At 69.6% G+C, this 20,374-nt stretch carries 19 protein-coding genes and 1 tRNA gene; 11 read left to right on the forward strand and 9 right to left on the reverse strand.

All coding sequences use genetic code 11. The features are described 5' to 3' along the window. The first annotated feature begins 31 nt into the window (after window positions 1-31). The 3 genes from ACFPMG_RS25280 (at window position 32) to ACFPMG_RS25290 (ending at window position 4,186) form a co-directional block, all read left to right on the forward strand. On the forward strand, window positions 32-2,557 hold the full coding sequence (locus ACFPMG_RS25280; RefSeq protein ID WP_376998018.1) for a DNA translocase FtsK: 2,526 nt from the start codon (window positions 32-34) through the stop codon (window positions 2,555-2,557). Between the two features lie 194 nt (window positions 2,558-2,751). After that, window positions 2,752-3,414: a LolA family protein gene (locus tag ACFPMG_RS25285; RefSeq protein WP_376998019.1), complete on the forward strand. Its 663-nt coding sequence runs from the start codon at window positions 2,752-2,754 to the stop codon at window positions 3,412-3,414. Window positions 3,415-3,565: 151 nt separating this feature from the next. Then, window positions 3,566-4,186, forward strand: coding sequence for an HdeD family acid-resistance protein (locus ACFPMG_RS25290; RefSeq protein WP_376998020.1), 621 nt, complete (start codon window positions 3,566-3,568; stop codon window positions 4,184-4,186). Between the two features lie 19 nt (window positions 4,187-4,205). Here the strand turns inward: ACFPMG_RS25290 and ACFPMG_RS25295 are convergent, their stop codons facing one another. Further along, window positions 4,206-5,738, reverse strand: coding sequence for a YifB family Mg chelatase-like AAA ATPase (locus ACFPMG_RS25295; protein WP_376998021.1), 1,533 nt, complete (start codon window positions 5,736-5,738; stop codon window positions 4,206-4,208). Window positions 5,739-5,906: 168 nt separating this feature from the next. On the opposite strand from ACFPMG_RS25295, the gene ACFPMG_RS25300 reads away from it, so the two are divergent. From ACFPMG_RS25300 to ACFPMG_RS25315, 4 genes are all read left to right on the forward strand, one after another. Continuing rightward, the gene (locus tag ACFPMG_RS25300) at window positions 5,907-6,653 is read left to right on the forward strand and encodes a creatininase family protein (protein WP_014239044.1); all 747 of its coding nucleotides are present in this window, start codon (window positions 5,907-5,909) and stop codon (window positions 6,651-6,653) included. Between the two features lie 88 nt (window positions 6,654-6,741). After that, a complete protein-coding gene (locus ACFPMG_RS25305) occupies window positions 6,742-8,268 on the forward strand; it encodes an ABC transporter substrate-binding protein (protein ID WP_376998022.1) in 1,527 nt (508 codons plus the stop codon). Between the two features lie 40 nt (window positions 8,269-8,308). Continuing rightward, a complete protein-coding gene (locus tag ACFPMG_RS25310; protein WP_376998023.1) occupies window positions 8,309-9,256 on the forward strand; it encodes an ABC transporter permease in 948 nt (315 codons plus the stop codon). A gap of 8 nt (window positions 9,257-9,264) precedes the next feature. Further along, window positions 9,265-10,098, forward strand: a complete 834-nt coding sequence (locus ACFPMG_RS25315) for an ABC transporter permease (protein ID WP_376998024.1) — start codon at window positions 9,265-9,267, stop codon at window positions 10,096-10,098. Between the two features lie 176 nt (window positions 10,099-10,274). Here ACFPMG_RS25315 and gpt read toward each other — a convergent pair whose 3' ends face one another. After that, entirely contained in the window at window positions 10,275-10,775 is a 501-nt protein-coding gene (gene gpt, locus ACFPMG_RS25320) for a xanthine phosphoribosyltransferase (protein ID WP_038530002.1), read from the reverse strand. Between the two features lie 170 nt (window positions 10,776-10,945). Here gpt and ACFPMG_RS25325 point away from each other — a divergent pair. Beyond that, a tRNA-Arg gene (locus ACFPMG_RS25325) sits at window positions 10,946-11,022 on the forward strand. Window positions 11,023-11,099: 77 nt separating this feature from the next. Here ACFPMG_RS25325 and ACFPMG_RS25330 read toward each other — a convergent pair. Further along, window positions 11,100-11,279, reverse strand: coding sequence for a hypothetical protein (locus ACFPMG_RS25330; RefSeq protein ID WP_038529999.1), 180 nt, complete (start codon window positions 11,277-11,279; stop codon window positions 11,100-11,102). A 660-nt stretch (window positions 11,280-11,939) separates the two neighbouring features. Here ACFPMG_RS25330 and ACFPMG_RS25335 point away from each other — a divergent pair. Next, on the forward strand, window positions 11,940-12,491 hold the full coding sequence (locus ACFPMG_RS25335; protein WP_376998025.1) for a YgjV family protein: 552 nt from the start codon (window positions 11,940-11,942) through the stop codon (window positions 12,489-12,491). A 57-nt stretch (window positions 12,492-12,548) separates the two neighbouring features. On the opposite strand, the gene ACFPMG_RS25340 is transcribed toward ACFPMG_RS25335, so the two are convergent. After that, window positions 12,549-13,064, reverse strand: a complete 516-nt coding sequence (locus tag ACFPMG_RS25340; RefSeq protein ID WP_014239055.1) for a YciE/YciF ferroxidase family protein — start codon at window positions 13,062-13,064, stop codon at window positions 12,549-12,551. Between the two features lie 210 nt (window positions 13,065-13,274). On the opposite strand from ACFPMG_RS25340, the gene ACFPMG_RS25345 reads away from it, so the two are divergent. Further along, the gene (locus ACFPMG_RS25345) at window positions 13,275-13,721 is read left to right on the forward strand and encodes a PA2169 family four-helix-bundle protein (protein ID WP_247887725.1); all 447 of its coding nucleotides are present in this window, start codon (window positions 13,275-13,277) and stop codon (window positions 13,719-13,721) included. Between the two features lie 24 nt (window positions 13,722-13,745). Here the strand turns inward: ACFPMG_RS25345 and ACFPMG_RS25350 are convergent, their stop codons facing one another. From ACFPMG_RS25350 to ACFPMG_RS25370, 5 genes are all read right to left on the reverse strand, one after another. After that, complete coding sequence (locus ACFPMG_RS25350; RefSeq protein WP_376998026.1) at window positions 13,746-13,943, reverse strand: DUF1289 domain-containing protein; 198 nt, start codon at window positions 13,941-13,943, stop codon at window positions 13,746-13,748. Window positions 13,944-14,027: 84 nt separating this feature from the next. Beyond that, window positions 14,028-14,561, reverse strand: a complete 534-nt coding sequence (locus ACFPMG_RS25355; protein ID WP_376998027.1) for a ferritin-like domain-containing protein — start codon at window positions 14,559-14,561, stop codon at window positions 14,028-14,030. Then, window positions 14,558-15,400, reverse strand: coding sequence for a 2-oxoacid:ferredoxin oxidoreductase subunit beta (locus ACFPMG_RS25360; protein ID WP_014239059.1), 843 nt, complete (start codon window positions 15,398-15,400; stop codon window positions 14,558-14,560). Before ACFPMG_RS25360 ends, ACFPMG_RS25355 begins: the two co-directional genes overlap by 4 nt. 20 nt (window positions 15,401-15,420) lie before the next feature. Continuing rightward, window positions 15,421-17,142 (reverse strand): 2-oxoacid:acceptor oxidoreductase subunit alpha, encoded by a 1,722-nt coding sequence (locus tag ACFPMG_RS25365; RefSeq protein ID WP_376998028.1) that lies wholly within the window; start codon window positions 17,140-17,142, stop codon window positions 15,421-15,423. 226 nt (window positions 17,143-17,368) lie between these two features. After that, entirely contained in the window at window positions 17,369-18,061 is a 693-nt protein-coding gene (locus tag ACFPMG_RS25370; RefSeq protein WP_376998029.1) for a sulfite oxidase-like oxidoreductase, read from the reverse strand. Window positions 18,062-18,313: 252 nt separating this feature from the next. On the opposite strand from ACFPMG_RS25370, the gene ACFPMG_RS25375 reads away from it, so the two are divergent. Continuing rightward, window positions 18,314-20,281 (forward strand): sensor histidine kinase, encoded by a 1,968-nt coding sequence (locus ACFPMG_RS25375; RefSeq protein ID WP_376998030.1) that lies wholly within the window; start codon window positions 18,314-18,316, stop codon window positions 20,279-20,281. The last annotated feature ends 93 nt before the right edge of the window (window positions 20,282-20,374 follow it).

Consider the following 20,374-nt stretch of genomic DNA (forward strand, 5'->3'; position numbering starts at 1 on the left):
GGTACAGCACGTTCTTGAGGACCTTCTGCCCATGGCACGACCCGCAAGCCCCCGCAGCGGAAGCGGCAAAAGCGCCGGAGCACGGCCCGCCGGAGCACGGCCGGAAAAGCCGCCCTTCTTCTCGCCCGCCACGCGCGCCTTCGTGGTGGCGCGGGCGCGCGAGATGGCGGGCTTCGCGCTGGGCGTGGTCGGCCTGGTGCTGATGGTCATCCTGGGCAGCTACAACCCGGCCGACCCCTCGTGGAACGCGGTTCCGGCAGCGGACGCCCATATCCACAACCTTCTCGGCCGATTCGGCGCCCACCTGGCGGACGTCCTCATCCAATCGCTGGGCTGGGCGGCCTATCTGCTGGCGCTCGTTCCGATGATGTGGGGCTGGCGGCTCAGCCTGCAGAAGAGCGTCCGGCACCCGCTGTTCCGCAGCGTGCTGGCGGTGTGGGGCGTGCTTCTGGTCGCCATGTTCCTGGCCGGGATGGGCGGCGGAGGCGGGGACCCGCTGAACGGCCATCCCGGTGGCAGCTTCGGCATCGTGCTGCTGGACGGGGTCAGCAAGCTGCTGTCCGGCGGCCCCGGCAATCCGCTGGTCGGCACCGTGGCCGGGGTGGCCGGCGGGCTGATCCTGTTCGTCGCCATGGGCCTGTCGATCCGCGAATGGGCGGCCAGTCTGCGCGAGACCGCCGCCGGCCTCGCCCGCCTCGGGCGGGGCGCGCGGGCCGGCGTGTCCTTCGTGCGCGACAAGGGCGCGGAGGCCGCGCGCAACGCCGCCCGCCAGACCGGCGGCCTGCTGCGCCGCGAGCCCAGCCTCGCCACCGCGGACAGGAAGGCCGCCGAGCCGACGCTGGACGACGCGCCCGACGAGGAGAGCGCCGCCATCACCCTGCGCGCCGCGCCGCGCGGCCGCCTGTCCGACTCCATCAGCGTCGAGCCGCGCGTGGAGGCCAAGACCCGCGCCGTTCCGGTGGTCACCCCGCCCGCCGGGGGCAAGGCGAAGGCCGCCGATCAGGGGCGCCCGTCCAAGCAGGCCGCCCTCAATCTGGAGGAGGCGGACGGCTACGAGCTGCCGCCGCTCGACCTGCTCCAGATCGTCCCGACCAGCGTGCGCGGCGAGAAGGTGGACGAGGCGGCGCTGCGCGAGAACGCGGTGAAGCTGGAAGGCGTGCTGTCCGACTTCGGCGTGCGCGGCGAGGTGCAGAAGGTCCATCCCGGCCCGGTCGTCACCCTCTACGAGCTGGAGCCGGCCCCCGGCACCAAGTCGTCCCGCGTCATCGGTCTGGCCGACGACATCGCCCGCTCGATGAGCGCGGTGTCGGTCCGCGTCGCCGTGGTGCCGGGCCGCAACGTCATCGGCATCGAACTGCCCAACGCCAAGCGCGAGACGGTGTTGCTGCGCGAGCTGCTGGCCGGCGACGTCTTCGACAAGACGGCGGGCAAGCTGCTGCTGGCGCTCGGCAAGGACATCGGCGGCCAGTCGGTGGTCGCCGACCTCGCCCGCTTCCCGCACCTGCTGGTCGCCGGCACGACGGGCTCGGGCAAGTCGGTGGCGATCAACACGATGATCCTGTCGCTGCTCTACCGCTTGGCCCCCGACCGCTGCCGCTTCATCATGATCGACCCCAAGATGCTGGAGCTGTCGGTCTATGAGGGCATTCCCCATCTGCTGACGCCGGTCGTCACCGATCCGAAGAAGGCGGTGGTCGCCCTGAAATGGACGGTGCGGGAGATGGAGGACCGCTACCGCAACATGTCCAAGCTGGGTGTGCGCAACATCGAGGGCTACAACGCCCGCCTGCGCGAGGCCCGCGCCGACGGCGAGCTGCTGACCCGCCGCGTCCAGACCGGCTTCGACCCCGACACCGGCAAGCCGATCTTCGAGGAGCAGCCGCTCGACCTGAAGGAGCTGCCCTACATCGTGGTCATCGTGGACGAGATGGCCGATCTGATGCTGGTGGCTGGCAAGGACATCGAGGCGGCGATCCAGCGCCTCGCCCAGATGGCGCGGGCCGCCGGCATCCATCTGATCATGGCGACGCAGCGCCCGTCGGTGGACGTCATCACCGGCACCATCAAGGCCAACTTCCCGACCCGCATCAGCTTCCAGGTCACCTCCAAGATCGACAGCCGCACCATCCTCGGCGAGCAGGGGGCGGAGCAGCTCCTCGGCCAGGGCGACATGCTCTACATGGCCGGCGGCGGCCGCATCACCCGCGTCCACGGCCCCTTCGTCGCCGACGGCGAGGTCGAGCAGGTGGTGAAGTTCCTGAAGACCCAGGGCGAGCCGAGCTACGTCGACGCCATCACCGAGGAGGACGACGAGGACGGCGGTTCCTTCGACGACGGGTCGGGTGCCGGCGGCGGGTCGGGCGACGACCTCTACGACAAGGCGGTCGCCGTGGTCTGCCGCGAGCGCAAGGCGTCGACCAGCTTCATCCAGCGCCAGCTCCGCATCGGCTACAACTCCGCCGCCCGCCTGATCGAGCGGATGGAGACGGAGGGCGTGGTCAGCAAGCCCAACCACGCCGGCAAACGCGAGGTCCTGGCCCGCAACATCGAGGAGTGAGTAGGGGCTTGCCCCCACCCCGACCCTCCCCCGCTTCGCAGGGGAGGGAGTTTAGCGCAAAGCGGCGGCAGTCCCCTCCCCTGCGTTAGCGGGGGAGGGTTAGGGTGGGGGCATTGAGAGTTTGCTTTAATCCTTGGAACAACCGCCGCCGCGCCCCATTTCCGCCCGGAACGTCCGGTTACCTAGCAGGCATCATGAAGACCGTGTTCCGCCGCATCCTGGCCGCCGCCGCTCTCTCCGCTTCCGTTGCCGTGTCCGGCGCGTTCCCCGCGCCGACCCTGGCCGCGCCGCGCGCCGCCGCCCTGTCCGCCCAGGACCAGGCGCTGGTGGCCCAGGCAGAGAACTATCTGAACGGAATCGGCACGCTGCAATCGAAGTTCGTGCAGGTCGCCCCGAACGGCCACCAGACCGCCGGCACCTTCTACCTCGCGCGTCCCGGCCGGATGCGGCTGGAGTACGACCCGCCGGTGAAGGACTTCGTCGTCGCCGACGGCGCCTTCATCTTCTATTGGGACGGGGAGATGCGGCAGCAGTCCAGCGCCCCCATCGGCAGCACGCTGGCCGACTTCATCCTGCGCAAGAACATCCGGCTGTCCGGCGACGTGACGGTGACCGGCGTCTTTCAGGCGCCGGGGCTGGTGGAGATCAGCCTGACCGAGACCAAGGACCCCGGCAAGGGCACGCTGACGTTGGTCTTCGAGGACCGGCCCTTCCAGCTCCGCAAATGGCGGGTGCTGGACGCCCAGGGGCTGACGACCGAGGTGGCGCTGATGAACCCGCGCGAGGGCATGCAGTTCGACTCGAAGCTCTTCTACTTCATCGAACCCAGCAAGGGCGACTACGGCCGCAGCAACTGATCCGCCCCGGCGAGTTTGCACGGAAGTCGCGCGAATCCCGCCGCTGCGACAACCCGCCGCCGCAACGAAGTCCTCCCGATCCTGTTGCCGTGCTGTATGGGGCGCGCTCACCCGCCCCCGGTGCACTCGAACGGATGAGGGGAGACGAGACATGGCTACGGAGGCGATGCACGAGGCCCGGCGGGTCCAGGGCATGAACGATCTGCTGGCGCGCAACTGGTGGGCGCTGGCGTTGCGCGGTGCCGGGGCGGTGATGCTCGGCCTGCTGGCTTTCCTTCTGCCGGGGGCGACGGTCGCCACCCTGGCGGTTCTGCTCGCAGCCTACCTGCTGATGGACGGGCTGTTCGCCATCGTCGGCGGCGTCCGCGCCGCCCAGGCGCAGGAGCGCAGCCTGCCCTTCCTCCTCGACGGCGTGGTCAGTCTGGTGGCGGGCGCCGTGGCCCTGCTGTGGCCGGAGGCGAGCCTGTTCGCGCTGGTCTTCGTGATCGCCGCCTGGTCGGTCATCACCGGCTTCGCCAAGATCATGACGGCGTGGCGCATGCACCGCAGCCATGGCAAATGGGCCTGGGGCGTGGCCGGCGCCCTGTCGGTGCTGTTCGGCTTCGGCATGTGGGTCCTGCCGTCGCTGGGCCTGCTCGCCCTGGCATTGGGCGTGGGCAGCTACCTGATCGCCTATGGCGCGCTGGCCATCATCACCGCCGTCCGTCTGCGCCGCTGCCTGCACGACCGGACTCATCATTCCAACCACGGCAACGCCGTGGCGGCGGAATAAACGTTCAGCGGACCCAAGGCTATCGACCGGGGGCGATGCGGCGGTAGCCGAGCGCCTCCGCGATGTGCGGGCGGCGCACGCCGCCCCCGCCGTCCAGATCGGCGAGCGTGCGGGCAACGCGCATGACGCGGTGATAGCCGCGGGCCGAGAGCTTCAGCCGCTCCGCCGCTTCGGTCAACAGGGCGCGGCCCGGCTGGTCGGGGGCGGCGGCCTTCTCCAGCAGCTCGCCGTCGGCCTCGGCGTTGGTGCGCACCGCCCGGCCCTCGGGAAAGGGGCCGAAGCCGGCGTAGCGCTCCGCCTGGACGGCGCGGGCCACCGCCACGCGGGCGGCCACATCGGCGCTGCCCTCGGCGGGCGGCGGCAGGCTGAGGTCGGCGGGGCTGACGGCGGGCACGTCGATGTGCAGGTCGATGCGATCGAACAGCGGCCCGCTGATCTTCGACTGGTAGTCGGCGGCGCATTTCGGCGCGCGGGCGCAGGCCAGCGACGGGTCGTCGAGATGCCCGCAACGGCAGGGGTTCATCGCCGCGATCAACTGCACCCGCGCCGGATAGGTGACGTGGTGGTTGGCCCGGCTGACCACCGCCTTCCCGGTCTCCAAGGGCTGACGCAGCGCCTCCAACGTGCCGCGCGGGAATTCGGGCAATTCGTCGAGAAACAGAACGCCTTTGTGGGCGAGCGAAATCTCGCCCGGCTTGGCGCGCGACCCGCCGCCGACCAGGGCGGGCAGGCTGGCCGACTGGTGCGGCGAGCGGTAGGGGCGCTGGCGCAGCAGCCGGCCGCCCTCCAGCAGCCCGGCGACGCTGTGGATCATCGACACCTCCAGCGCCTCCGCCGGGTCGAGCGGCGGCAGCAGGCCCGGCAGCCTTGCCGCCAGCATCGATTTGCCGGAGCCGGGCGGGCCGATCATCAACAGATTGTGCGATCCGGCGGCGGCGACCTCCAGCGCGCGCTTGGCCGTCTCGTTGCCCTTCACATCGCGCAGGTCGAGCGGCGCTTCGGCGCTTTCCTGGATGCGCGGGCGGGGGCGGGTCAGCACCTGCTGGCCGCGAAAATGGTTGATGAGGGCGAGCAGCGTGGCGGGCGCCAGCACGTCCAGCCCCTCGCCCGCCCAGGCGGCCTCGCCACCGCAGGCCTCAGGGCAGATCAGCCCGCGGTCGTGGGCCAGCGCGTTGATCGCCGCCGGAAGCACCCCGGCCACCGGGGTCAGAGCCCCGTCCAGCGCCAGTTCGCCCAGCGCGCAATAGCGGCTCATCTCCAGGTCGGGCAGCACGCCCATGACGGTCAGCAGGGCCAGCGCGATGGGCAGGTCGAAATGGCTGCCCTCCTTGAGCACATCCGCCGGGGCGAGGTTGACGGTGATCCGCTTGGCCGGCAGGGCGAGGCCGAGCGCGTGCAAAGCCGCCCGCACCCGCTCCCGGCTTTCCGCCACAGCCTTGTCAGGCAAGCCGACGACGGTGAAGGCGACGATGCCGCCGGACATCTGCACCTGAACGTCGATGTCCAGAACCTCGATGCCTTGGAACGCAACCGTGTTGACCCGCGCAACCATGCCAGACGCCATGCTTTGGGAAATGCACGCGAGTGTATGGTCGGGCGAGGGGAATTGCCAGCGTGCCGGGCGGCGCAGGGCCGTTCTGCGGCCAAGCGGCCTTGGGCGGCGGGCGGTGCTGCCCTACACTTCTTCCCAGAGCAAAACTCACAGCAAGGGTCAGAGACCGTGCAGCTTCTTCTCAGCACCTGGGCCGAGGCCGAGGCCTATCTGAAGACCTCCAAGGGCATCATCCTGCCCATCGGCTCCACCGAGCAGCATGGGCCGAACGGCCTGATCGGCACCGACGCCATCTGCGCCGAGGTGGTGGCCCGCGGCGTCGGCGATGCCACGGGGGCCATGGTCGGGCCGACCATCCCGGTGGGCATGGCCGTGCACCACATGGACTTCGCCGGCTCCATGACGCTGAAGCCCTCCACCCTGATCGCCCTGCTGCGCGACTATGTGATGTCGCTGGCCGAGCATGGGTTCGAGCGCTTCTTCTTCGTCAACGGTCATGGCGGCAACGTCGCGTCCGTCCGCGCCGCCTTCTACGAGATCTACGCGGAGAACCGCGCCCTGCGCGGCCGGCAGGCGCCGGAGCTGCGCTGCACCCTGGTCAACTGGTGGGAGAACCAGGAGATCGGCCGCCTGTCGCGGGAGCTGTTCGGTGGCAAGGAGGGCTCCCACGCCACACCCAGCGAGGTGTCGCTGACCCAGTACGCCTATCCCGAGTCGATCAAGACGGCGGCGATGGACCCGGAGACCGCGTCGCCCGGCGGCTTCTACGACGCCCGCGACTTCCGCCGCCGCCACCCGGACGGGCGCATCGGCTCCGCCCCCGGCCTCGCCTCGCCGGAGCACGGCAAGCGGCTGTTCGACACGGCGGTGGAGGCGATTTCCCGCCAGTACGGCGCCTTCCTGGCGGAGGCGTGAGCGGAAAAGCCTGCCTGCGGTCTTGAACTCGGGCGGGGCTTCACCGCATCATCCCGCGCCGAGACAACGATTGGGGGAAACAGCCGTCATGCCGAACCGCCAGAGGCGCGCCGCGCTCGCCATCACCATGGGAGCGGTCCTCGGGCTGGCCGGCGCGCTGGCCGCCGGTCCGGTCCTCGCACAGGCGGCCCCCCGCGCCGATCAGGCCCGTACTGACTTGGTGGTCGGGATGCGGCTGGAGCCGCCGCACCTCGACCCCACGGCGGGGGCGGCGGCGGCCATCGACGAGGTGACCTACGCCAACCTGTTCGAGCCGCTGACCCGCATCGACGCCGAAGGCAAGGTGGTGCCGGGCCTCGCCGAAAAATGGGAGGTGTCGGCGGACGGGCTGACCTACACCTTCCACCTGCGCAAGGGGGCGAAGTTCCACGACGGCAGTGACGCCGATTCGGCGGACGTGAAGTTCTCGCTCGACCGCGCGCGAGGTGCCGAGTCGGTCAACGCGCAGAAGGGCTATTTCGCCGCCATCGCCGGTGTCGAGGCGCCGGACGCGCGGACCGTGACCGTCACCCTGTCGCGGCCCGACGGGCTGTTCCTCTTCCACATGGCGTCGGGCGACGCCGCCATCGTCGCGCCGGAATCGGCGGGCGCCAACAAGCAGACCCCGGTCGGCACCGGCCCCTTCAAGTTCGAGCGCTGGGTGGCCGGCGACCGGGTGGTTCTGGTGCGCAACCCCGACTATGACGGGCCGAAGCCGGCGCTGGAGCGCGTGACCTTCCGCTTCATCAGCGACCCGGCGGCCCAGGTCGCCGCGCTGAAGGCCGGCGACATCGACAGCTTCCCGCAGTTCGACACCTACGAGGCGCTGCCCCAGTTCCGCGACGACGGGGCCTTCACCGTCATGGTCGGCACGACGGAGGGGGAGACGATCCTCGGCACCAACAACGCCCGCAAGCCCTTCGACGACGTCCGGGTGCGCCGGGCCATGGCCCACGCCATCGACCGCAAGACGCTGATCGACGGGGTGCTGTTCGGCAACGGGGCGGCCATCGGCAGCCACTTCCCGCCGCACCGCGCCGGCTACGTCGACCTGACCGGACTCTACCCCTACGACCCGGACAAGGCCAAGGCGCTGCTCGCCGAGGCCGGCCTGCCGGACGGGTTCGCGACGACGCTGCGCCTGCCGCCGCCGATCTACGCCCGCCGCTCCGGCGAGTTGATCGCCGCCATGCTGGCCGAGGTCGGCATCCGCGTGACGGTCGAGCCGATGGAATGGGCGCCGTGGCTGGAGCGGGTGTTCAAGGGCAAGGATTACGACCTCACCCTGATCGCCCACACGGAGCCGCTGGACATCGACATCTACGGGCGCCCCGACTACTACTTCAACTACCGCAGCGAGCGCTTCAACGCCGTAGGGGCGGAACTGGACCGCACCCAGGACCCTGCCAAGCGCAACGCCCTCTACGGCGAGCAGCAGCGCATCCTGGCCGAGGACGCGGTGAACGGCTTCCTCTTCATGCTGCCTTCGGCCACCGTGCAGAAGTCGGCGGTGCAGGGCATGTGGGTGAACCGCCCGATCCAGGCCAACGACGTGACGGGCGTCCGGTGGAAGTGATCCGGCGCGGCCGGACCGGACCCGGCGGGGGCTGACCCGCGTGCTCGCCTTCCTGGTGCGCCGTCTGCTGACCCTGGCGCTGACGGCGTGGCTGGCCACGCTGGTGGTCTTCGCCGTGCTGGAGGCGATCCCCGGCGACCCCGCCCTGGTGATGCTGGGCACCAGCGCGCAGCCGGAGGCGGTAGCCGCTCTGCGCGCCCAGATGGGGCTCGACCGGCCCTGGCCCGTCCGCTATGCCGGTTGGGTGGGCGGCATGCTGCACGGCGATTTCGGGACCAGCCTGACCTACGCGCGCCCGGTCGCCGGGCTGGTCGCCGACCGGCTGGCCATCACCCTGCCGCTGGCCGGGCTGGCGCTGGTCCTCTCGGCGGGCATCGCCATTCCCTTGGGTCTGTTCGCCGCCGGGCGGCAGGGGCGGGCGGGAGACTGGGCGGTCATGGCCTTCGGGCAAATGGGCATCGCGGTGCCCGGCTTCTGGTTCGCCATCCTGTTGATCCTGCTGTTCTCCGTGCGGCTGGGCTGGTTTTCCGCCGGCGGCTTTCCGGGGTGGGAGGCCGGGGCGGGGCCGGCGCTGAAGGCGCTGCTGCTGCCCGCCGTGGCGCTGGCCCTGCCGGAGGCGGCGATCCTGGCGCGCATCACCCGCACCGCGGCGCTCGACACGCTGCGCGAGGAGTATGTGCGCACGGCGGTCGCCAAGGGCCTGCCGCGCCGGCTGGTCCTGCAGCGCCATGTGCTGCCCAACGCGCTGATCCCCGTCGCCACCATCCTCGGCCTGCAATTCTCCTTCCTCGTCGCCGGGGCGGTGGTGGTGGAGAACGTCTTCACCCTGCCGGGGCTGGGCCGCCTGCTCCATCAGGCCATCGGCCAGCACGACCTGATCGTGGTGCAGAGCGTCGTCGTGCTGCTGGCGGTCACGGTGGTGGCGGTCAACGCCCTGGTCGACATCGCCTGCGCGGCCATCGACCCGCGCCCGCGGGTGAGGGCATGAGAGGGTTCGTGAGACGGCTTAGGCGCCTGCCGGTCAGCCTGCTGCTGGGCGGGCTGCTCACCGCGCTGGTGGTCGGGGCGGCGCTGCTGTCGCTGGTCTGGACGCCCTTCCCGGCGGAGCAGGTGCGGGTGGTCGCCCGGCTGCGCCCGCCGGGGCCGGTCCATTGGCTGGGCACCGACCATTTCGGGCGCGACGTGCTGTCGATGATCCTGGTCGGCGCCCGCAACTCGCTGGCCGTCGGGGCGGCGGCGGTGGCGCTGGGCGCCCTGCTGGGCGTGCCGCTGGGGCTGGCCGCCTCCGCCTGGGGACGCTGGGGGGACGAGGCGGTGGCCCGGTTGGGCGACCTGCTGTTCGCTTTTCCCGCGGTGCTGACGGCGATCCTGCTGACGGCGGCGCTGGGAGCCGGGGCATTGAACGTCGTGCTGGCGCTCGGCCTGTTCAACGCCGCGGTCTTCGCGCGGGTGGCGCGAGGGGCGGCGCTGGCCGTCTGGCGGCGGGACTTCGTGCGGGCGGCGCTGGCGCTGGGGCGCGGGCCGCTGTCGGTGACGCTGGTGCATGTGCTGCCCAACATCGCCGGGGTGGTGATCGTCCAGGGGACGGTGCTGTTCGCCGTGGCGGTGCTGAACGAGGCGGCGCTGAGCTATCTGGGGCTGGGCATCCAGCCGCCCTCGCCCTCCTGGGGCAAGATGCTGGGCGACGCGCAGACCTTTCTGTTCACCTCCCCCCTTCAGGCGATCTTTCCGGGGGCGGCCATCGCGGTGACGGTGCTGGGTCTGAACCTGCTGGGCGACGGTCTGCGCGACGCGCTGGACCCGCGCCACCGCTCGGCGGGGCTGCTGTAGACTTGACACAAGACGGTGGGGGCTTGTGTCAAGTGGCATGGTGTCCCCTCTCCCCTCTGGGGAGAGGGTTAGGGTGAGGGGGATGCGCGTGGCGGCACGTCCGGCACAAGCGCAACCCCCTCACCGGCCCTTCGGGCCACCCTCTCCCCAGGGGGGAGAGGGTTGAATGAGGCAGGTCAGGCGCCGCGGTGCTGCTTGGCGATCGGCTGGGAGAATTGCAGCTCGATGTCCCAGGGGAAGTGGATCCAGGTGTCCTGGCTCACCTCGGTGATGAAGGTGTCGACCAGCGGGCGGCCCAGCGGCTTGGCGTAGACGGTGGCGAAATGCGCCTTGGGCAGCATCTTGCGCACGATCACCGCGGTTTTGCCGGTGTCGACCAGATCGTCGATGATCAGCCAGCCTTCGCCGTCCCCGGCGTTGGCGCCCTCCACGCCCTTCAGGACCGTCGCCTCGCGCTGGTTCTGATGGTCGTAGCTGGAGACGCAGACGGTGTCGATCATGCGCAGCTCCAACTCGCGCGCGATGATCGCCGCCGGGACGAGGCCGCCGCGGGTGATGGCGATGATGCCCTTCCAGGGACCCTTGTCGATCAGGCGCCAAGCCAACGCCTTGGCGTTGCGGTGAAGCTCCTCCCACGACACCGGGAAGTGCTTGTTGAACGGAACGGCTTCTGGCACGGCTATGGACTCCGAAAGAAACGTGCGCCGCTTATACCGCAAGCCCCACCGCCGGGCAATCGACCGTGTGAAAAGGCGAAAAAAGGTCTTGCAGCCCGGAATCCTTTTGAGTAAGTTGCGCGCCTCGACGACGGACGGTCACCGCCGCCGCCGGGAAGACAAACAGGAATGCGCCCGTAGCTCAGCTGGATAGAGCACCAGACTACGAATCTGGGGGTCAGGAGTTCGAATCTCTTCGGGCGCGCCATTCCTTCCAGTTTGCACAAGAAAGCCGCCCTTGGGCGGCTTTTGTGCGTTCTGGTGCTTGCCACACTGGCATCCACCTCAGCGGCTTTTCTTTTTCCGTGTCGTGCGCTTCGGCTTGGGCGGTTTGGTCATGGCGTTGAACAGGGCGGTCTGGTTGCGCCGGGCGGCGGCGTTGAACACGCCGCTCCAGAAACCGATCGCCTGACTGGCCGACCGGTTGGCCATGGACAGCCAGATGCTTTGCGGTGTCCCCTTCATGCATTCCCCCTTTTGAAAGCCCTGCCGATCCATCTCGGCCAGGGGTCAACAGCGCGGCGCGGTCAAACTCCCGCGACGATCGCGCGGCGATGGCGGACCCGCGTCCAGGACATGGTCAGGCCGACCCGCTCGGCGCAGCCATAGTGCCAGGGGCGGTTCTCGCTATCGCCGGCCCAATGCGGTTCCCCGGCCCGCAGAGGTTTCCCGCAATGGCAACAGGTGGGTGGCGCGGGAAGACGTGCGGCGTCCCGTTTCGTCAGCTGGGTCATAGGGCATCTCATCCAGAGCGTCTTATTCCAGAGGCGTCTCAGGCACGGCGTTTCGGGAAGGCACGGCGTCGAGAGCGTGTGTTTTGCTGGGCGTGTCATCTTGCGGTGCGAAGAATGACGGCCCGGCCCTTCCAGGGAAACGTCGCAAAGGTGAAATGCCCATGGGGTGCCCCCAACCACAGGGGTATGCCCATGGTCAGGCCATAGGTCGCGAGATCGTTGGCATTAAACGCTTTTTGCCGTTATCGCGAATCGGCCCGGCGGGGCTGTGCGCCCACTCTTGATCACACCCCGATTCACAGCCGGTTAACCATCCGCGCCTAGCGTCCGCCCCCTTCGCCGCGGCCTTTTGCTGCGGCGCAGCATTTTCCGAAGGGTGAAGGCGTTATCCATGGTTTTCCTGTTGCACTACCTGCCGTCCCTGTCACTGGTCGCGGTGAGCGGGCTTGCCGGTCTGGCGTTGGGCGTCCTGTCCACGCTGCTGCAGGACCGGCGGGCGATCCTGACCGCGCAGGCCGGGGCCGGCGCGCTGTTCGTCGTCCACTTCTTCGCCCTGGGTGCCCATACGGGCATGCTGATGTGCGCGCTCGGCCTCGTGCAGATGGCCGCCGCCTATCCGGAACGGCGGCCGCGCTGGCTGGGCGTCCTGTTCACCCTGACCGTGCCCGCGGCGCTGGCCGTCGCGGCGGCGACGTGGCAGGGACCGATGTCCGCGCTGTCGGCGGCGGGCTTCATCCTGGGCACCATCGGGCGCTGGCAGAGCACGGTCGGGCGGATGAGGCTGTTCTTCCTGTCCTCGACGGTGGTGGGAGCCGGCCACAACGCGCTGGCCGGCTCGGCCTTCGGGCTGGCGTCGGACGCGATGACCCTGTCGGGTCATCTGCTCAGCCTGTGGCGCTCCCGCCCGGCGGTTCGTCGGCGGCCGGCGCTGGCGGCTCATTGACGAACGGGAACCGCGCCGGGGACGGTGCCCCGGCGCGGTTTTGACGCTGCGCTCCGATCAGCGCTTCGCTTCGGCGGTGCCGGCGGTTTCCCGGCGCTCCAGATAGGTCTTGGTGAGCTGCGGCAGGCGCTGTTCCAGCCACGCGGCCATTTCCAGCTCCTCATCCAGGCTCGGCTGGAGCATGCGGGCGATCTCCGGCTCCCCGGCCTGCTCTGCGGCGGAAATCAGGGCGCGGTAGTTGGCGATCTCGAAATGCTCGAAGGAATAGTCGAAGATCGATGCCTTCACGATCTCGTCGGACGCCACCACACCGGACAGCGACTGGGCGTTGCCAATCAGCATGGCGACGCCGGTCTTGATGGCCGAGGTGTCGGTGCCCAGACGCTGCAGACACTGCTTCAGCCGGTCGGCCTGCCGGTTCGACACCTCGATGTGCTCCTGCACCTTGGCGAGGACGTCCGGGTAGTTCTTGATGCGCTCCGCCTGCCGCTCCAGCATCTCGACGGCCTGGCTTTCCATGGCGTGGGCGTCGCGCAGCCAGTCGATCAGGGTTTCCTTGGTGGTGTTGGCCACAGGTCCTCTCCCTCGTTGCGTTATCGGACAGTCCATTGGGGATGGACCGACAACAGGCGGGGCGGCGGTTCGTCACCATCGGACGATGCGGCCTGACCAAGCGGAGCACCCTTCGGATGCATCAAGGAACCTTCACCGGGGCGGCAGGTTTTCAAGTGGTTGGGCAGCCTGCCAGGGGAGGAACCGGCCATGTCGGCAAATGAACCGGCCATGATGGGAAAAGATCAGATCGTCGATACCCTCAACGATCTGATCCGCATCGTCGAGGACAGCCACGAAGCCTATCGTCAGGCCGCGGAAGCCTTGGAGGACGAGGATCTGAAGGCCCTGTTCAACGATCTGGCCGCCCAGCGCGGCGCCATCGTGCGCGAGGTGCAGCGCCTCGTCGCCGAGCAGGGCGGGGCGCCGGACATGGGCGGCACCGTGATGGGCGGCGCGCACCGCTTCTTCCTGGAACTGAAGAACAACGTGTTGGGGCACGACCGCGAGGCGATCCTCGCCGAGGTGCAGCGCGGCGAGGGCGAATGCGTCCGCGCCTACGAGGAGGCCTTGGCCAAGGAGCTTCCCCTGCCGATCACCGCGGTGGCAATCCAGCATCTCGACCGCATCCGCGCCGACCGCGACCGCATGACTCTGCTGCGCGGCGCTGCGGCCTGACGAAAGACACCGGTCGAGGGACGGTCACTCCGCGGCGGCGGCCTGCCGGTTCTCCAGATCGGCCAGCAGGGCGCGTTTCTCGTCGGCGTCCATGTGCTTCCAGCCGCGGATTTCCTCCAGCGTGCGCAGGCAGCCGATGCAATAGGCGCGGTCGGCGGTCAGCTTGCACACGCTGATGCAGGGGGACGGGACGATGATGGTATCAGGAGTTCCGTCGGTCATTCCGGGAGCCAAAAAGGAAACGGGACGGCGCTGGGCCGTCCCGTCCTTACCACCCGGTAGCGTTCGGTCTCAATCCCAATCGTTTCAGTCGGAGATGTTGGGCGGATCGGGATCGTCCGACCAGTCGTCCTTCGGGGCCGGGTAGCGCTCCAGCCACTTGCGGACCAGGGCGACATGGCCGGCCTCCTCCTCAGCGAACTCGCGGGCGAGGCGGGCGACCTCCGGGTCCTTGGTCTCGGCGGCAACCGAGGCGTAGTAGTTGTTGCCCTGATGCTCGCTCAGCAGCGCCATCTTCAGCGCGTGGTGCGGCTTCATCAGGTAATGGGCGTTCTCGAAGGCCGCGGCTTCCGGGGACTCCGTGGTGGCGTCCCACTGGAACTCCCAGGGGGCGACCTTGGGAAGCGAGCCGAACTCCCGGGCGATCTGCTTCACCTCCTCGGCGTGTTTGGCCGAGTAGGTGGACAGATCGCGGAACAGCTTGGCGACCTCCACATTGTTGTGGGCCTCCATGCTGTCGGCCAGCTCGGTGTAGCGCTCGGCCGCCTCGATCTCCAGGGCCAGCGCGTGGGCGAGGAACAGGCCGACGTTGGCGGCCCCGTTCAGCACTTTCGTCTTCATACCGCGAACCCCTCTTCGATCTGGGCGATGCTGCGGGTGGCCGCCGATTCCGGCTGGAACGGACGGCGGTTGCCGGCGAGGAAGATGCCGAGGCCGAACCCGTCGTCCTCGAGGACGGCGCGCATCGCCTCGTTCGGGTCGTCCGTCGGCTCGCGGCCGTAGGGATGGACCGTGCTCTTCCAGTTGCGCTGCTCGGGACGGAAGGTGACGCAGGGGGACAGGATGTGGATGACCGAGAAGCCGGGGTGCCTCACGCCTTCCACGATCAGGCGGGCCACCTCGTTCGGGTTGTTGGAGAAGCCGCGGGCGACGAAGTTGGCGCCGCAGGCCAGCGCCAGGGCGACCGGCTGGATCGGGTTGACGCCCGGCCCTTCCGGGGTCAGCTTCGACTCGCACCAGTCGGCCTCGGTGGTCGGCGAGGCCTGGCCCTTGGTCATGCCGTAGACCTGGTTGTCCATGACGATGTAGGTCATGTCGACGTTGCGGCGGCAGGCGTGCAGGAAGTGGTTGCCGCCGATCGAGAAGCCGTCGCCGTCGCCGCCGAAGATCAGCACGTTCAGCTCGGGCCGGGCCAGCTTGACGCCGGACGCCACGGCCAGCGAGCGGCCGTGCACCGTGTGGTAGCCGTAGACGCTGGTGTAGGCGGGAATGCGCGACGAGCAGCCGATGCCCGACACCACGACGGTGTCGTGGCGCTCCAGCCCCATGGTCGCCATGGCGCGGGTGATGCCGGCCAGCACGGAATAGTCGCCGCAGCCGGGGCACCAGATGGGCTTCACGTCGGACTTGTAGTCGCCGGGCAGCGGGCCCACGACATCGTCGGTCAGATGGGTATCCATGGATTTCGTGCTCCGGCCGGTCAGATCAGGGAAAGAAGCGTCTCGTGAACCTCACGGGCGCGGATCGGCAGCGGGCCGGGGCGGCTGAACACCGACACCTTGCCCGGCAGGTCGTAATGCCCGCGCAGGTACTTGTGGAACTGGGCGCCGTGCGTCTGCTCGACGACCAGGACCTTGGAGACGCCGTCCAGCGCCGCGGCCAGCTTGGCCGGCTGGACCGGGGAGATCAGGCGGATGGCGACCAGCCGGGCCTTGGTGCCGGCGGCCTCCAGCCGGCGCACCGCCTCGCGCGACGGGCCGGTGGCGGAGCCCCAGGTGACGACGGCGATCTCGCCCTCGCCCTCGACGTCGGCCCAGGCGTCGCCATAGTCGTGGGACGTCAGCTTGCGCAGGCGCTTGTCGAGCTGCTTCTGGTGATCGGACGCCTGCGAGGACGGCAGGGCGTTCTCCGCATGCTCCAGCCCGTCGGCGGTGTGCTCGCCGCCCGGCATGCCGGGGATGGCGGCGGGGGAGACGCCCGACTCGGTGTCGGCGTAGCGCTTGTACTTCGCCTCGCCGCCGAGATCGGTCGCCAGCAGGCGGTTCGCCTTGTGGGGGGCGTCGGCCGGCTTGTCGACGATGGCGCGGGACTGGCCCATCGCCTGATCGGACAGCACGATGGCCGGGGTCTGCAGGGCCTCGGCCAGATGCACCGCCCACTGGGTGGTGAACAGGCAGTCGCCGATGGAGGTCGGGCCGACCACCAGATGCGGGGCGTCGCCGTGCAGGCCGTAGACGGCGATGTTCAGGTCGGACTGTTCGGACTTGGTCGGGATGCCGGTGGACGGGCCGCCGCGCTGCACGTCGACGATCACCACCGGGGTTTCGGAGGCCACGCCCAGGCCGATGCATTCGGTCATCAGCGACAGGCCGGGGCCGGCGGTCGCGGTGATCGAGGGCACGCCGCTGAAGGAGGCGCCCAGGCACATGGCGATGGAGGCCAGCTCATCCTCCGCCTGGACCAGCTTGCCGCCGGTCTTGGCGAGGTTGGGGGCCAGCCATTCCAGGATCTCGGTCGCCGGCGTGATCGGGTAGGCGGCGCAGAACTTCACCCCGCCCTTCAAGGCGCCCAGCCCGGCCGCCTCGTTGCCGGAGATGTTCCAGCGGGTGGCGCCCTCCTTGTTGGGGGCGGCCAGTTCCAGGCCGAGGTTCCAGCCGGCGGCCTCCTTGGACCCGGCGTCGATGCCGGCGTTGGACGCCTGGATGGCGGCGTCGCCCTTCTTGCCCAGCGCCTTCTGGATCACCGCGTCGATGCCGGCGCGCGGCAGGCCGACGATCGCCGCGACGGCGCCCAGCCCCACCATGTTGACGCGCCCGCCGGGGATGCGCCCGGCCAGTTCCTTGATCGGCAGCTCGACCTGTTTGGCGCCGCTGGCGGCCAGGACCGCGGGCACCTCGCCCTGGCTGGGGTCGGTGATGATGACGCTCTTGTCCGACAGGGGAAGCTCGGCCGCGAAGCGCTCCACATTCTGCCAGTCGAAGGCGATGATGATGTCGAAACGGTCCCCCGGACCGTGAACGGGTGTCGGCGACAGGCGAACGAGGGCGGCGGCCTCGCCGCCACGGATCTGCGGGCCGGTGGTCCGCGACATCAACCCGTACCATCCCACGTTGGCGGCGGCATCCAGCAGCATCTGTCCGGCGGTCATCGCGCCGGCGCCACCGCTGCCCACCAGGGCAATCGTGACCGAGTCCACTGTCATTGGTTAATCCCTTGCGTCCGAATGTGAGTCGCCCGACGCCCGTACGGCTACGTCAGCATTGCGGAACAGGGGAATGATCTGGCGCAAATCGGACGAAAGACGTCACGATTTTGCGAAGTCACGTCATGGAATGGTCCGACCAAGTCTTGTTTGGCGCCCGGCCATCCCTTGGCACCGACTGTCGCCGGGATTGTTTCTGGACCGGAATGGCGGGCGCCGGCGCACGCTACTCGCTGTAGCGTTCTTCCCGCCAGGGGTCGGCGTCATTGTGATAACCGCGGACCTCCCAATAGCCGCGGCGATCCTCCGCCAGGAAATCGATTCGCTTCACCCACTTGGCGCTTTTCCAGAAATAGAGCTTCGGCACGACGACTCGGACGGGTCCGCCATGGTCGCGGCTGATCGGCTGGCCTTCCCAGCCGGTGGCGAGCAGCGCGTCCTCCGCCGCGAAGGCCTCCAGCGGCAGGTTGGTGGTGTAGCCGTCCGAGGAGTGGCAGAGGACGAAGCGCGCCTCCGGCCGCGGCTGGACGACCGACAGCAGGTGCCGCGTGGACACGCCCTCCCACCGGTTGTCGTAGCGCGACCATGTGGTGACGCAGTGGATGTCGGACACGACGCGCTCCCGCGGCTGGGCCTGCAGGTCGGTCCAGCTCCAGGTGACGGGATTTTCGACCAGCCCGTCCACCGCCAGGGTCCAGTTCGCTTCGCTCACCCGCGGCAGGATGCCGAGATCGAGCACCGGCCAGGTCTCCACCAGCCGCTGGCCCGGCGGCAGGCGGTCGCGCGCCGGGTCGGCGGTCTCCCCGGTCAGGCCCCGGCCCTCCCGCGCCCATTGCTCCTTGGTGGCGATCAGCTTGTCGCGGATCCGGCCGTCCTGTGGCACGTCCTGCGGGCCATCTTGAGGAGTCTCGTCGGCCATGGCGGTCCTCCGAAGGGGTGGATCGGCAGCGATGTCTCTGGTGAGCGGTACGGATTTATGCATGGATGGGGGCCGGTGTCAGCGCCGATCCCGCGGTTTCTTGCGGTGCGAAAGGCTGATCCGCTACCCTTCCGTCCCATTTTCCACGGTTTGGCCGGAAATAGACGGTTCGGACGGTTGCCCTGCCCCTGTTCACGCCCCGCCTTGCTCTGATAGCATGTCCGCTATGCATGACCTGCCATGTTGCCGCCCATGACCACCGCCCTGCCCGTCGCCCCGCACACCGATGCGGCGCCCTCCGGGCTGGGACGGGCCCGGCTGGAAAAGGACGAGCTGGACATGGCCCCGGAGGACGCCGCGGGATTGCAATGGCTGGACGCGCTCGCCACGCCGCTGTGGCTGCTCCGTCCCGATGGCCTGACCGTCTGGCTGAACGGCGCCGCCCGCGCGCTGATCGGCCTGGAGCGCGACGCGCCCGCCGCCGCCGTCCGGGTCAGCCTGTCCAGCCGGTTCCCCGCCGCGTTGGAGCAGGCCGCCGCGGGGCGGACGGTGGACGCGCGGGCGACCGTCCACGCCCCCCTGACCCTGCCGCTGGAGGTGGACCTCCGGCTGGTTCCGGCGCCGCGCCCGAGCGGGCTGATCCTGGCCGAAGCCCCCGCCGACAGCGGCGCCCGGCAGGAGATGATGCGGCTGAACGAGCAGCTCATCGCGCTGTCCTACGCCTATCCCGACATCCGCTTCGAACTGCTGCGCGACGGCACCATCCTCGACTTCGCCGCTGCCAGCCCCGGCGACCTGAACGTCCCCGCCGAGCGTTTCCTGGCGCACCGCGTGCAGGAGGTGCTGCCCGACCCCGCCGCCGGGATGCTCGCCGCGGCGCTTGGCCGGCTGAACGAGGGGCAGACGGTCATCGGCCTCGATTTCTCCCTGCCGCCGCCTTCCGGATCGGCGGGGGACACCAAATTCTTCGAGGCGCGGCTGGTCGCCCTGCCCGACAGCGACCGCGTGATGTGCAGCATCCGCAACGTCACGGAGCGGGTGGAGGCGGAACGCGCGGCCCGGCGCGCCCATCATCTGCTGTCCGACGCCATCGAATGCATCACCGAGGGCTTCGTGCTGTACGACGCCCAGGACCGGCTGGTGCTGTGCAACGGACGTTATCGGGAGCTGTTCTCCGCCAACACCGATCTCATCACGCCGGGGGCCAGCTTCGAGGAGGTGTTGCGCGGCGGGGTGGAGCGGGGCGTCTATCGGGTGCCGGACGGCAACCTGGAGGGCTGGGTCGAGCGGCGCATCGAGCAGCACCGCGGCGCCGGCCCGCCCATGGAAATGGAGCTTCACGACGGGCGCTGGATCCGCATCGAGGAATGGCGGACCCACGAGGGCGGCACCGTCGGCATCCGCGCCGACATCACCGACCTCAAGGCCCGCGAGGCCGAGCTGAGCGCCGCCCGCGACGAGGCCGAGCAGGCCAACCAGCGCAAGTCCGACTATGTCCACCATCTGAGCCATGAGCTGCGCACGCCGCTGAACGCCGTGCTCGGCTTCGCCCAGATCATCCATGACGAGATGATGGGGCCGAACAACCCGCGCTACCGCGAATATGCCGGGCAGATCGCGGCGGCCGGCGTCTACATGCTGGACCTCATCAACAACCTGCTCGACCTCGCGCGGATCGAGGCGGGGCGGATGGACCTGCACGAGGAGGCCTGCAACCTGTCCCTGCTGGTCGATCTGACCTTCGGCATGATGCAGCCGCGGGCGTGCGAGGCGGCGGTCGCGCTGTGCATGGAAATTCCCGACGATCTGCCCAGCCTGCACGGCGACGCCTCGCAGATCCGGCAGATGCTGACCAACCTGATCGGCAACGCCATCAAGTTCTCGCCGCCCAAGGACGGGTGTGTGCGGGTGGGCGCGGAGCTGACGAAGGATGGCGGCATCGCGCTGACCGTCGCCGACAACGGCATCGGCATGCGCCCTGAACAAATTCCGGTGGCGCTGGACGCCTTCGGGCAAGTGCATGGCCGCAACCAGGGTCATAACAACCAAGGCCGCGATCGGGCGGCGGAGCGCGGCTCCGGCCTGGGGCTGCCGCTGACCCGCGCGCTGATCGCGCTGCACGGCGGCACGTTCCACATCGACAGCCGGCTCGGGGCCGGAACGACCGTGCGCCTGACCTTCCCGCCTTGTCGGGTCGGCGGGGGAACGCAACGGCCTTGAAGGCTGGAAACGACACGCGCTGAAACGCGTGCCCTAAAACGCGCAACGGCCGCGCGCGGGAGGCGCGGCGGCCGTGGACTCACAAGACGAAAC

This window comes from Azospirillum himalayense (assembly GCF_042657465.1).
Lineage (GTDB): Bacteria > Pseudomonadota > Alphaproteobacteria > Azospirillales > Azospirillaceae > Azospirillum > Azospirillum himalayense.

Bases quoted from the DNA above. Each gene is read 5' to 3' on its own strand.
- ACFPMG_RS25280 (WP_376998018.1), top strand. From the start codon at position 32: ATGGCACGACCCGCAAGCCCCCGCAGCGGAAGCGGCAAAAGCGCCGGA.
- ACFPMG_RS25285 (WP_376998019.1), top strand. From the start codon at position 2,752: ATGAAGACCGTGTTCCGCCGCATCCTGGCCGCCGCCGCTCTCTCCGCT.
- ACFPMG_RS25290 (WP_376998020.1), top strand. From the start codon at position 3,566: ATGGCTACGGAGGCGATGCACGAGGCCCGGCGGGTCCAGGGCATGAAC.
- ACFPMG_RS25295 (WP_376998021.1), bottom strand. From the start codon at position 5,738: ATGGTTGCGCGGGTCAACACGGTTGCGTTCCAAGGCATCGAGGTTCTG.
- ACFPMG_RS25305 (WP_376998022.1), top strand. From the start codon at position 6,742: ATGCCGAACCGCCAGAGGCGCGCCGCGCTCGCCATCACCATGGGAGCG.
- ACFPMG_RS25330 (WP_038529999.1), bottom strand. From the start codon at position 11,279: ATGAAGGGGACACCGCAAAGCATCTGGCTGTCCATGGCCAACCGGTCG.
- ACFPMG_RS25335 (WP_376998025.1), top strand. From the start codon at position 11,940: ATGGTTTTCCTGTTGCACTACCTGCCGTCCCTGTCACTGGTCGCGGTG.
- ACFPMG_RS25345 (WP_247887725.1), top strand. From the start codon at position 13,275: ATGATGGGAAAAGATCAGATCGTCGATACCCTCAACGATCTGATCCGC.
- ACFPMG_RS25350 (WP_376998026.1), bottom strand. From the start codon at position 13,943: ATGACCGACGGAACTCCTGATACCATCATCGTCCCGTCCCCCTGCATC.
- ACFPMG_RS25355 (WP_376998027.1), bottom strand. From the start codon at position 14,561: ATGAAGACGAAAGTGCTGAACGGGGCCGCCAACGTCGGCCTGTTCCTC.
- ACFPMG_RS25360 (WP_014239059.1), bottom strand. From the start codon at position 15,400: ATGGATACCCATCTGACCGACGATGTCGTGGGCCCGCTGCCCGGCGAC.
- ACFPMG_RS25365 (WP_376998028.1), bottom strand. From the start codon at position 17,142: ATGACAGTGGACTCGGTCACGATTGCCCTGGTGGGCAGCGGTGGCGCC.
- ACFPMG_RS25370 (WP_376998029.1), bottom strand. From the start codon at position 18,061: ATGGCCGACGAGACTCCTCAAGATGGCCCGCAGGACGTGCCACAGGAC.
- ACFPMG_RS25375 (WP_376998030.1), top strand. From the start codon at position 18,314: ATGACCACCGCCCTGCCCGTCGCCCCGCACACCGATGCGGCGCCCTCC.